General features: G+C 40.3%; 11 protein-coding genes. 4 read left to right on the top strand and 7 right to left on the bottom strand.

Features of this window, described 5'->3' with window-relative positions; translation table 11 throughout:
• Nucleotides 1–19: 19 nt before the first annotated feature.
• The 7 genes from deoD to R3X26_RS09850 form a co-directional block, all read right to left on the bottom strand.
• Nucleotides 20–739 (bottom strand): purine-nucleoside phosphorylase, encoded by a 720-nt coding sequence (gene deoD, locus R3X26_RS09880; RefSeq protein WP_317717139.1) that lies wholly within the window; start codon nt 737–739, stop codon nt 20–22.
• Nucleotides 740–861: 122 nt separating this feature from the next.
• On the bottom strand, nt 862–2,082 hold the full coding sequence (gene deoB / locus R3X26_RS09875; RefSeq protein WP_317717138.1) for a phosphopentomutase: 1,221 nt from the start codon (nt 2,080–2,082) through the stop codon (nt 862–864).
• Nucleotides 2,083–2,084: 2 nt separating this feature from the next.
• Complete coding sequence (gene deoA, locus R3X26_RS09870) at nt 2,085–3,437, bottom strand: thymidine phosphorylase (protein ID WP_317717137.1); 1,353 nt, start codon at nt 3,435–3,437, stop codon at nt 2,085–2,087.
• A 94-nt stretch (nt 3,438–3,531) separates the two neighbouring features.
• The gene (gene deoC, locus R3X26_RS09865) at nt 3,532–4,308 is read right to left on the bottom strand and encodes a deoxyribose-phosphate aldolase (RefSeq protein ID WP_317717136.1); all 777 of its coding nucleotides are present in this window, start codon (nt 4,306–4,308) and stop codon (nt 3,532–3,534) included.
• Nucleotides 4,309–4,870: 562 nt separating this feature from the next.
• Entirely contained in the window at nt 4,871–6,142 is a 1,272-nt protein-coding gene (locus R3X26_RS09860; RefSeq protein ID WP_317717135.1) for a NupC/NupG family nucleoside CNT transporter, read from the bottom strand.
• 201 nt (nt 6,143–6,343) lie between these two features.
• The gene (locus R3X26_RS09855) at nt 6,344–7,141 is read right to left on the bottom strand and encodes a TatD family hydrolase (RefSeq protein WP_317717134.1); all 798 of its coding nucleotides are present in this window, start codon (nt 7,139–7,141) and stop codon (nt 6,344–6,346) included.
• Nucleotides 7,134–7,274: a hypothetical protein gene (locus R3X26_RS09850; RefSeq protein WP_317717133.1), complete on the bottom strand. Its 141-nt coding sequence runs from the start codon at nt 7,272–7,274 to the stop codon at nt 7,134–7,136. Before R3X26_RS09850 ends, R3X26_RS09855 begins: the two co-directional genes overlap by 8 nt.
• Nucleotides 7,275–7,704: 430 nt before the next feature.
• Here R3X26_RS09850 and R3X26_RS09845 point away from each other — a divergent pair, with 430 nt between their 5' ends.
• The 4 genes from R3X26_RS09845 (at nt 7,705) to R3X26_RS09830 (ending at nt 12,446) form a co-directional block, all read left to right on the top strand.
• On the top strand, nt 7,705–8,703 hold the full coding sequence (locus R3X26_RS09845; protein WP_317717132.1) for a BMP family ABC transporter substrate-binding protein: 999 nt from the start codon (nt 7,705–7,707) through the stop codon (nt 8,701–8,703).
• Nucleotides 8,704–8,809: 106 nt separating this feature from the next.
• Nucleotides 8,810–10,366 carry an ABC transporter ATP-binding protein gene (locus R3X26_RS09840; protein ID WP_317717131.1) on the top strand — a complete coding sequence of 519 codons (1,557 nt, stop codon included), beginning with the start codon at nt 8,810–8,812 and terminating at the stop codon, nt 10,364–10,366.
• Nucleotides 10,366–11,478 carry an ABC transporter permease gene (locus tag R3X26_RS09835; protein WP_317717130.1) on the top strand — a complete coding sequence of 371 codons (1,113 nt, stop codon included), beginning with the start codon at nt 10,366–10,368 and terminating at the stop codon, nt 11,476–11,478. The genes R3X26_RS09840 and R3X26_RS09835 overlap by 1 nt, the downstream gene beginning before the upstream one ends.
• A 2-nt stretch (nt 11,479–11,480) precedes the next feature.
• On the top strand, nt 11,481–12,446 hold the full coding sequence (locus R3X26_RS09830; RefSeq protein WP_317717129.1) for an ABC transporter permease: 966 nt from the start codon (nt 11,481–11,483) through the stop codon (nt 12,444–12,446).
• Nucleotides 12,447–12,507: the final 61 nt, after the last annotated feature.

Here is a 12,507-nt window from a genome sequence, read left to right as displayed (position 1 = left end):
TACGCGGACAGAGCGACGACTAATCTTCATCACCAAGTAACACTGAATCTAACGCGATTTCCATCATATCGTTAAAGGTGGTAGCTCGCTCTTCCGATGTAGTTTGCTCACCTGTTTTAATATGGTCTGAAACAGTACAAATAGCCAGTGCTTTGGCTCCGTATTCAGCAGCAACGCCATAAATACCAGCCGCTTCCATTTCTACACCAACAATACCGTATTTGTCCATTACATCAAACATACTTGGATCAGGAGTATAGAAAAGTTCAGCAGAAAATAAGTTGCCTACTTTTACGTCAATACCACGAGCTTTAGCCGCTTCTTCTGCTGCTTTTACCATTTTGTAATCTGCAATAGCAGCAAAATCATGACCTTTAAAGCGAATACGATTAACTTTAGAATCCGTACACGCGCCCATACCGATAACAACATCTCTAACTTTAATGTCATCACTTACAGCACCACAGCTACCAACACGAATAATCTTTTTAACGCCAAAATCTTTGATAAGCTCAGTAACATAAATCGAGCATGATGGAATTCCCATACCATGACCCATCACTGATACTTGACGACCTTTATAGGTACCAGTATAACCAAACATGTTACGTACATCGCATACTTGTACTACGTCTTGTAAAAACGTGTCAGCAATGTACTTAGCGCGCAATGGGTCGCCCGGCATTAAAACGACATCTGCAAAAGCACCCATTTCAGCGTTAATATGTGGAGTTGCCATTAATTTATTCCTTGGTTGTTTTTAAATCATTACTACGCCCGAGAATACCGGGACAGTCTCATTTGTAGGGCACGTAAACGCGCCCTACTCAATTCTATTAAAAATAGTTTACACGAGAAAAATTACAAAAAGCTTTTGCCGTAATCCATATCAGATGTCGCAAAATATTTAGCTAAACTTTGTCCTATATCGGCAAAAGTATCTCTGCGACCAAGTGAACCTGCCGGTATATTTTTTCCATAAACTAATACAGGGATATGCTCTCTTGTGTGATCGCTTCCTGGCCATGTGGGATCGCAACCATGATCAGCGGTAAGAATCAATACATCGTCTTCTTGAAGAATGTCCAACATTTCAGGAAGACGTTTATCGAAATACTCTAATGCTGCAGCATACCCAGCCACATCACGACGATGGCCATAAGACGAATCAAAATCAACAAAATTAGTAAATACAATAGTATTATCACCCGCTTCTTTCACTTGCTCTAAAGAAGCATCAAACAGATCTTCCAATCCTGTTTTCTTGATTTTTTTAGTAATACCGCAATTGGCGTAAATATCTGCAATTTTACCAATAGAAACCACTTCACCATTTTTCTCTTCAACTAATTTCTGTAAAATAGTGGCCGCAGGAGGCTCAACTGACAAATCTTTTCTATTACCTGTACGAGCAAATTCACCAGCCTTTGCGCCAATAAATGGACGAGCAATCACTCGACCAATATTATAGTCTTCAAGCTCTTCTCGAACTATTTGACATAATTCAAGTAAATTATCTAATCCATAAGTCTCTTCATGACAGGCTATTTGGAATACTGAATCAGCCGAGGTGTAAAAAATTGGCTTACCAGTTCTCATGTGTTCTTCACCAAGCTCATCTAACACAACGGTTCCCGATGAGTGACAGTTACCTAAATAACCAGGAAGTTTGGCTCGTTTAACAATTTTATCTAATAATTCATCTGGAAAACTGTTGGTTTTATCAGAAAAATACCCCCAATCAAATAACACTGGCACACCAGCAATTTCCCAGTGACCAGATGGCGTATCTTTACCTGATGATAATTCTGCAGCGTGACCGTAAGCACCAATGATTTCAGCGTTTTTATCCAGTCCTTGAGGAAAAGTCCCTGAAGATTCTTGCCCAGCCAACCCTAATCCCAATTTAGAAAGGTTAGGTAAGGTTAATGGTCCTTTTCTTGTGTCGTTATCGGCTAAGCCTTTTGCACAATGTTCAGCAATATGACCTAAAGTATTTGAGCCTACATCACCAAATTTATCAGCATCTTGTGTTGCACCAACACCAAATGAATCTAATACTAAAATAATTGCTCTTTTCATTTTTACTCTCCGTCAGAAGCTGTTTGTACATCTACCGCTCTAATTTGGCGGTAGACTTCTGGAGTTGAAATATAAGGTTCACTACCCACTGTAATTGCATTGAGTAGTGCGTTTGCGGCTTCTTGCCATTGTTGTTCTGTTCTGGCGTGTATGGTTGCCAACGGTTTATCTTCGTTTGCCGTTTCACCCAAACGAATAAAATGGTCAAAACCAACAGCGTAATCAATCATGTCCGAAGCGACTTTACGTCCCCCACCCATACCAACAACGGCCATGCCAATTGCACGAGTATCCATAGCACTAACAATGCCATGTGTTTCAGCATAAACAGGTCTAATAACTTCAGCTTTATCAAGATAGTTATCGTAATTCTGGACAAAATCCTTCGGACCACCTAGACCTGCAACCATTTTCCCAAATCGCTCCGCAGCGCTACCACTATCTAATACGGTTTGCAGTTTTTGACGAGCATCATCTGAATCTTTAGCTAAATTAGCTAACACCAACATTTCAGCACAAGATGCCATCGTGACTTCATACAAACGAGGATTACGGTATTCACCTGTTAAAAACCGCACCGCTTCTCGAACTTCTAAAGCATTACCTGCCGACGAAGCTAACACTTGATTCATATCAGTCAGTATAGCGGTGGTTTTGGTACCTGCGCCATTAGCTACTGCGACAATAGATTTTGCTAACTGTTCCGATTCTTGGTAGGTAGGCATAAATGCACCGGAACCAACTTTTACATCCATGACAAGAGACCCAAGACCCGCAGCTAATTTTTTTGATAGAATAGAAGCCGTAATCAAGGAAATATTGTCGACTGTTGCAGTGATATCTCGAGTGGCGTAAACCCGTTTATCTGCTGGAGCAAGATCGCCTGTCTGTCCAATAATTGCCACACCGGCTTGTTTAGTAACTTCACCAAATAATTCATTGGTCGGCGTTATATTGTATCCCGGTATCGATTCGAGCTTATCTAGAGTTCCGCCAGTATGCCCTAAGCCACGACCAGAAATCATTGGTACATAACCACCACATGCCGCTATCATAGGGCCAAGCATTAATGACGTAACATCACCAACACCTCCTGTGGAGTGTTTGTCTACGATAGGCCCATCGAAATTCATATGAGCCCAATCGATAACCATACCAGAATCTCGCATGGCACAAGTGAGGGCAATGCGTTCGGGCATGGTCATTTCGTTAAAAAAGATAGCCATAGCAAACGCTGCTATTTGACCTTCAGAAACACTATTGTCCGCAACACCTTGAATGAAAAATTGAATTTCTTGCTCAGTTAACGTTTCACCGTCGCGTTTTCTACGGATAATTTCTTGAGGTAAATACATTAGAATTGTCCTACTTTTAAAAGAATAAAGTAACCGCCTCTTCTAACATAGCGACCATTTAAAGATGCTAGATTATGAAGAGGCCACCTTTTGATTAGTAAGCGTTTGGATCCGCAACGTCTTTCGTTACTTCTAGTGTATTAAGTAGGCTGGTCAGTAGACTCGATGCACCAAAACGATAATGCATATTGTCAGCCCAATCAGGCCCTAAAATTTCATCTGCCATAGCTAAAAATTCAGCGGCATCTTCAGCAGTACGCACGCCACCTGCTGGTTTAAAGCCTACGGTTTCAGCAACACCCATATCTCGGATAACTTGCAACATAATTTTAGCGGCCTCAGGTGTAGCATTTACTGGTACTTTACCCGTGGAGGTTTTAATGAAGTTAGCACCTGCTTTTATCGACAATTCAGAGGCTTTTCTAATAAGGGCTTCTTCTTTTAATTCGCCAGTTTCAATAATGACTTTTAATAAGACGTCACCACATGCTTCTTTACAACGTTTAACTAACTCAAAACCTGTTGTTTCATCGCCGGCAATCAATGTGCGATAAGGGAATACAACATCAACTTCATCGGCACCATACGCTATCGCTGCTTTTGTTTCGGCAACGGCAATATCAATATCATCATTCCCATGTGGGAAGTTAGTCACCGTTGCAATACGAATATCTTCTGTACCCTGCTCGCGAAGTGCTTTTTTAGCAATGGGAATAAAACGCGGGTAAATACAAATTGCTGCGGTATTGCCAACGGATGTTTTCGCATCACGACAAAGCGCGACAACCTTTTCATTAGTGTCATCATCATTTAGCGTGGTTAAATCCATAAGTTTAAGTGCACGTAGAGCTGCTACTTTTAAATCGCTCATTTCTATCTCCGATCAAAAAATTCAATTTGTTAGTCAAAAAGTATTCTGTGCTGACCTAGTTAAACATACTAGGTTAGTATTTACTTTTTAGTTACGAAATGAACGGACTTGGTTCCTTGAAGACTTAATAGCTCATATTCAATCAGACTATTAATTGCCATCCCTGTCACCGCCAGTACCAATATCATTCGTGGTACAACAATCTATGATTGCGGTATTTATCTAATTTATTAAATGCCATACACCATGTTTGACATTGTAAAAATGCACCAAAACCTTTAATCAATCACTCAAGTAATAATGCTAGGCAGTTAAGCGATATAGGTAATTGAGATGATTTTTTCTTAACATTTAAGATGTATACATTATAGACGTTTCATTTAAATGTGATAGATGCAACATTTAAAGCAAACGTTTCCCATCTCAAAAAAAAACAAATAATCTAACAATCACCGTTAAATTAGCGGCATCCACTCCAATTTAGAGCTTAAAAACAAAACACGGTCGCAATTTACTGCGGCCGTGTTTATATAAGGCTTAAAGTTATATTGTTGTGACTAAATTACATTGCCGCCAATGATATGCAAAAACCTGCGATCGTCGCTGCCATCAAGTTAGATAATGTACCAGCACAAACCGCTTTTACACCCATACGTGCGATATCATGGCGTCGACCAGGTGCAATACCACCCAAACCACCAAGCAAAATAGCTATCGAGGATAAGTTTGCAAATCCACACAAAGCAAAAGAGATAATTGCTGTTGTTTTCTCTGACATAACTTGACCTGTTGCTGCAACTACTTGTGCGTTTTCGCCAACGTAAGGAACAAAATTCAAGTAAGCAACAAATTCATTCACGATGGTCTTTTGACCAATGAAAGATCCAGCCAATGTTGCTTCCTCCCAAGGAACACCAATAAGGAAAGCAAGAGGAGAGAAAACCCATCCTAAAATAAGCTCTAAACTTAATGATTCATATCCGAACCAGTTGCCAATGCCACCCAACATACCGTTGATCAATGCAATCAATCCGATAAAAGCAATAAGCATCGCGCCAACATTTAGTGCGAGTTGTAAACCAGATGAAGCGCCACCTGCTGCTGCATCAATAACGTTAGCGGGTTTATCGTTGCCGCCCTCTAAATCAGCCTCAATGTCGTTATCAAACTCTTCTGTTTCTGGCTTAATAATCTTAGCGAATAGTAGACCGCCTGGAGCCGCCATAAACGAAGCCGCCACCAGATATTCGAGTGGTACCCCCATAGATGCGTAGCCAGCTAATACACCACCAGCAACCGATGCCAAACCACCACACATTACCGCAAATAGTTCAGATTGGGTCATTTTAGGTACAAATGGACGAACGACTAACGGTGCTTCTGTTTGACCAACAAATATATTAGCCGCTGCAGACATCGATTCTGCTTGTGAAGTACCAAGCGCTTTTTCCAATGCTCCGCCTAGAATTCGAATCACCCATTGCATCGCACCAATGTAGTAAAGTACTGAGATCAATGATGAGAAAAATATCAAAGTCGGCAAAACTTGAAAGGCAAAGATAAAACCAAGTCCATCGACAGAAAAGCTCACTAGGTTACCAAATAGAAAACTGGTTCCGCTTTTACCAAAGTCGATAACACTGGCAACTCCGCTAGAGAAACCTCCTAATAAATCTTTACCCCAAGGCACATAAAGTACAAATGCACCAAGGATAAATTGGATGGCAAATGCACCACCCACGGTTCGTAAATTAATTGCTTTGCGGTTGTCGGATAGAAGTACAGCTATTGCAATGAGTACAACCATGCCGATTAGGCTCATAAACAGGCTCATGGTTTATGGCTTCCTTATTTTAGTTAAGTGGCGTGTGACAAAATGGAGCTTAAAAGCGAGGCGATTATAAACAGACATCAGAAAATAATTCAGTGCGTAGATCACACTTATCAATTAAAAAAAATGTAACAAAATACAAAAATGAGATTCATTTCACACTTACATCAGTATTAGTTCATTATTTATTATATTTACTTGCAATTAATAATTAATATTATAGGCAAGTAGACTATTGTCATAAACTTGCTTTGCAACCGTTTGCTCTGACTCACTTCGCAACAAGATCAGCTCATTTAGCGTAATTGGCAGATTTTTAGGGTGATTTTTTTCCCCTTGATAGCCATTAAGCGGCATATCGGGTGAATCAGTCTCAAGAACCAATGATTCTAGAGGTAATAAAGATATCGTTTTTCGGGTTTTCTTCGCTCGACTGTAGGTAATAGATCCGCCGACACCGATATAAAACCCCAAATTAATATAGTCGAGAGCTTGCTGATAACTACCAGTAAATGCATGTATTATTCCTTTGCCTTCAAGCGGATGTTGCTTAAGAAGCTTAATCATATCTTGGTGGGATTTTCTGGAGTGCAAAATAAGCGGCAGTTGATATTTATTAGCTAATCGAATTTGTTCTACAACATAATGTTTTTGAAGCTGCTCATCATTGCGCGTTTGATAAAAGTCTAGACCGCACTCTCCAATAGCAACACATTTCTCATGTTTTTTCGATAACTTGGCATCAAGTAAAATTAAATGTTGGTCAAGATGCTGGTCGATATAATAAGGATGTAAACCTAGTGAGAAATAAAGATCTGGGTACGTTGAGCAGAGTTGTTCTATTTTATCCCAGTTAAACGCACCGCAACCTGGTATGAGAAACTTATCTACACCCACTGACTGCGCCATTTGCAATTGTTGCGCAAAAGCATCATCGCTACAAAAATCAGCTCGGTCTAAATGACAATGGGTATCAAATAACCGAAAAGAACTCTCATTCATCTTTTGTCTCTTTATTATCAAAAACATCTTGTTTTATTATCGGCACACAACAACTTTTTTGCTCAGGTAACAATCCCATTCTCTTACACCAGTCATCGTAGCGCTTAATTAACTTATTAAATTTATCAAACATACCGACACCTCCCAACTGACACTTTAATTAATAGGTAAATCACATTTATTATAAATCATTCATCTAAAAAAAAGTTCATTGCGCACTTATTAGCTATATTTGTATTAATTGGATCAATTTACATTAACTTAACTATATATAGTTCAACAAAGAACATTGCATTTTTATTAATTTGTATAAAATCAGGCTTACTGCGGGGTAAATCAGAGAAAAAACGTGACACTGATCACATTGTCAAATGCTTAAATGTCGTGTTAGCTGATTTAGGTGTGAGCAAAACGCTTTTTTTTTTAGCACGCAAACGATAAACTGGGGAGTGATAACTGTTTATGTGTAAATTTCGCAAAAACAGATAACACAGTTGCATATAAATACAAATAAAACTCATTTATTAGTTATCAATTTTGGATTTCAACATAGGGATTATACAGTGAAAAAAACTACTCTAAAGCTAACTGCACTTGCGCTAGCCGTTTCTTCATTTAGCGTATTTGCAGCACCAACACCAGCCGTTATTTATGATACAGCAGGCAAATTTGACAAATCTTTTAACGAAGCAGTATTTCAAAACGGTGTAAAAGTACTTGAAGCTGAAAAAGGCATTAAAGTCCGCGAATTTGAACCACAAAATGAAGCCCAACGTGAACAAGGACTTCGTCGTCTAGCAAGCCGTGGCTTTAGCCCTATAGTAGCCGTTGGCTTCAATATGGCTTCAGCAGTAGAAAAAGTTGCTACAGAATTCCCAGACATCCAATTTACTATCATCGATATGGTTGTGGATAAGCCGAACGTACAGTCAATTGTATTTAAAGAGCAAGAAGGATCTTTCCTCGTTGGTGCTTTAGCCGCTAAAGCTTCTAAAACAGGTACCGTTGGCTTTATCGGTGGTATGGATATTCCACTGATTCGTAAATTTGCTTGTGGTTATGAGCAAGGTGCGAAATATGCAAACGCTGATGCTGTTGTTCTGCAAAATATGACGGGTTCAACACCTGCCGCGTTTGCTGACCCAGCAAAAGGCTCTGAACTTGCTAAATCTCAATTTTCTAAAAATGCAGATGTAATTTATGCAGCTGCAGGTGGTACCGGCCTTGGTGTGTATCAAGCAGCTAAAGATGCGGGTAAACTGGCTATAGGGGTGGATTCAAACCAAAACCACCTTCAACCAGGTACAATGCTAACATCAATGGTTAAACGTGTTGGTGTTGCAGCAAAAGAGACTTGGATTGACAGCATGGAAGGTAATTGGGAGCCAGGCATAAAAGTTCTTGGTCTTAAAGAAGGCGGTGTTGCTTGGGCATTAGATGCAAACAACGAAAGCCTGATCACAGAAGACATGAAAGCATACGCTTCAGCTCTTGAAGCCGATATTATCTCTGGAAAAATCAGTGTTCATGATTATATGTCAGACAATACTTGCAACTACTAACTCTAGTATTATCAGTAGTTGAGTAATCTCTACGCCGTTGCTTTTGAAAAGTGTTAACTTTAGGCAACGGCGTACTTATAATTATTTTGTAGTTTAGGAATTCCACGTGACTCAAGCTCAAAATTTTGCCATTGAACTAAAAGAGATCAATAAGCGCTTTGGCGCCGTTCATGCTAACAAAGATATTGATCTAAAAATTCCCGCAGGCACTATTCACGGAATTATTGGTGAAAATGGTGCAGGAAAATCGACTCTAATGAGCATAATATACGGTTTTTATCTCGCCGATACTGGTTCAATGCTCGTAAATGGTCAGCCTTATAAACCCGCTAATTCTCAAGAAGCAATTGCTGCTGGTATTGGCATGGTTCATCAGCATTTCATGCTCGTTGAAACTTTTACAGTACTAGAGAATATAGTGCTCGGGGCCGAAAGTGGCTGGAAGCTGCAGGAAAGTTTGAGCTCTGCTAGAAAAAAACTTGTCCAAATTGAAAAAGACTATGGCTTAGAGGTTCCCCTTGATGCAATTGTTGGAGAATTACCAGTAGGATTGCAACAACGGGTTGAAATTCTAAAAGCGTTGTATAGAGACGCCAAAATACTCATTCTTGATGAGCCTACCGGTGTTTTAACACCACAAGAAGCTGACCACCTTTTCTCTATTCTTGATAAGCTTCGAGCTCAAGGCACAACCGTTATGATTATCACGCATAAACTGCGTGAAGTTCTGGCAATTACGGATAATATTTCCGTTATGCGTCAAGGCACAATGGTTGATCATGTTGTGACCGCGCAGACCAATCAAGATCAATTAGCCGAACTTATGGTAGGAAGAAAAGTCCTCCTTAAAGTTGAAAAAGAAGCAGCAAAACCGAAAAAAGCCCTGATTGATGTTAAAAATTTAAGTTATTTCGATAGCAGTAATGTTCAACGAATCAAAGATATCAGTTTTTCAGTTCGTGAAGGTGAAATTGTGGGTATCGCAGGGGTCTCGGGCAATGGTCAATCTGAAGTTCTGAGTTTATTGTCAGGAATTATAAAACCTGCCTCAGGAACTATCGAACTTAATGGCCATATTCTCAGCCCTGAACAACCTAGTGATCCTCAACAAGTCAGAGCGATGGGCGTTGGGCACATACCAGAAGATCGCCACAAACAAGGTTTGATCAATAAGTTTGAAGCACAAGAAGCTTATATTCTCGGTTATCACAACCTGCCTAAATACAACAACGGATTACTACAAAATAAACAAGCAATTCGAGAACTCTGTCAGTCCAGTATGGATAAATGGGATGTTCGTCCTAATGATGTTTCTCTCAAAACCGCTAATTTTTCCGGTGGTAATCAGCAAAAACTGGTTATTGCACGAGAGATGGAAGAAGATCCCAATGTATTACTTGTTGGGCAGCCAACTCGTGGCGTTGATATAGGTGCCATTGAATATATCCACCAGCAAATTGTCGCTACCCGCGACGCTGGAAAGGCCGTGTTATTAGTGTCGGTAGAGCTCGATGAAATAATGAGTTTAGCCGATAGAATTATTGTTTTGTTTGATGGCAGTATTGTTGGTGAAGTACTACCTGAACAAGCCGATGAAAAAACATTAGGTTTAATGATGGCGAATATCGTACCAGATCATGTTAAATCCCAAGGAGACCTATAATGAGTCAGGCCAAAATTCCTGCTTGGGTAACCGTTGCTTTACTACCAGCAATCAATGTTGTGGTTGCGTTTTTGGTTTCGGCATTACTCTTTGTTTATATCGATATTAGCCCTATTGATGCGGCAAAAGTTATGTGGACAGGTGCCTTTGGTTATGCCGAAGGATTCGGTTACACCCTCTATTATGCGACCGGTTTTATCTTTACTGGTTTAGCGGTGTCAGTCGCTTTTCATGCTGGATTATTTAACATCGGTGGTGAAGGTCAAGCTTACGTAGGTGGTTTGGGTGTTGGATTAATCTGTCTAACACTTGGTGAATACGCACCATGGTACATCGTCTTCCCTTTCGCCATTATTGCTGGTGGTTTATTTGGCGCAGCATGGGCATTTATACCCGCGTATTTACAGGCAAAAAGAGGGTCTCATATCGTTATTACTACGATTATGTTTAACTTTATTGCCGCGTCTTTAATGGCTTATCTATTAGTTGATATTTTAAAACCTGAAAATACAATGGCGACGGAAAGTCGCGTATTTGCGGTTAGTAGCTGGTTACCGAAAATGCACCAATTACTTTCTGTTTTTGGTATCGAAATGGCCCCTAGCCCACTCAACTTGAGTTTTATTTTTGCCTTAATCTGCTGTGTTTTTGTATGGTTATTTATTTGGCACTCTCGCTGGGGATACGAGATCCGTTCAGTTGGTGCTAATGCGTCAGCAGCTGGATATGCAGGTATTAGCTACATTAAAATTGTGGTCATAACTATGCTTGTATCGGGTATGTTAGCTGGCTTTTTTGGCTTAAACGTACTTCAGGGTGAACTTCATCAAATAAAACTCAACTTTGTTGAAGGGTTTGGTTTTACCGGTATTGCTGTTGCGCTAATGGGAAGAAATCACCCAATAGGTGTATTGCTGGCAAGTTTACTTTTTGGCTTTCTATACCAAGGCGGAGCAGAATTAAGTTTCGAATACGGTGTTGATAGAAACATTGTTGTGGTGTTACAGGGTTTAGTTATTTTATTCTCCGGAGCATTAGAACACATGTTTAGACCCACTCTAGAACGAACTTATTTAAAACTGTTCGTTAAATCAGAAAACGGAGCGGCTTAATCATGTTTGAGACGATTATATTAATGCTTGACGCGACCATACGGGTTGCTACTCCACTTATTCTTGCTTCTTTAGCCGGTATGTTTAGTGAGCGTTCTGGTATCGTTAACATCGCGCTAGAAGGTAAGCTTCTTGCCGCAGCTTTTACTGGCGCTGCACTCGCTCACGTAACAGGATCGGCGTGGCTTGGTCTACTAGGTGGTGTAACTGTATCTATATTACTTGCTTTACTACACGGTTTTGCTTCTATTACCCATAGAGGAGATCAAGTTGTTAGTGGTATGGCTATCAACATACTAGCAGCTGGGTTAACCGTTACCCTTGGGCGTCACTGGTTTCATCAAGGTGGACAGACCCCAGCGCTTTCTGGTGATTCTCGATTTGCTCCAATCAACTTACCGGGTGCTGATGCACTAGCGGATACACCGGTAATAGGTCCACTCTATTCTGAACTATTAAGTGGACACTCAGTATTGGAGTATCTAGTAGTACTGATTGTGCCTATAGCGTGGTATGTATTGTTCAAGACTCGTTTTGGTTTACGTCTACGTGCCGTTGGAGAATCACCCAATGCGGTTGATACAGCTGGTATATCGGTAGTTAAAATGCGTTATAGCGCTATGATCATATGCGGAACGTTAGTGGGTATTGGTGGCGTGTACCTTTCTGTTGGTCAAACCGCGCAGTTCATTCCTAATATGAGCGCAGGTAAAGGCTATATGGCATTAGCGGCTCTTATCTTTGGTAAATGGAAACCGTTTACCGCTATGGGGGCATGTTTGCTATTTGGTTTCTTAGATGCGTTAGCGATTCGTCTGCAAGGCGTAAGTATTGGTGAGTTCCAAATCCCGGTTCAGGCTATAGAGGCAATTCCTTATGTATTAACGGTATTCCTTCTTGCAGGATTTATCGGTAAAGCGATCGCACCAAAAGCAATAGGCGTGCCTTATACTAAGGAACGTGAATAACGTTTAATATTAAGTTTGCTTTTAGCGATTATTATTAACAAAAAATGGAGCCAATTGGCTC

Origin of the sequence: Vibrio sp. TH_r3 (assembly GCF_033101115.1) — a bacterium.
Classification (GTDB): domain Bacteria; phylum Pseudomonadota; class Gammaproteobacteria; order Enterobacterales; family Vibrionaceae; genus Vibrio.
The sequence above is the reverse complement of the archived record's forward strand: the minus strand, read 5'-3'. Positions and strand labels throughout refer to the sequence as shown.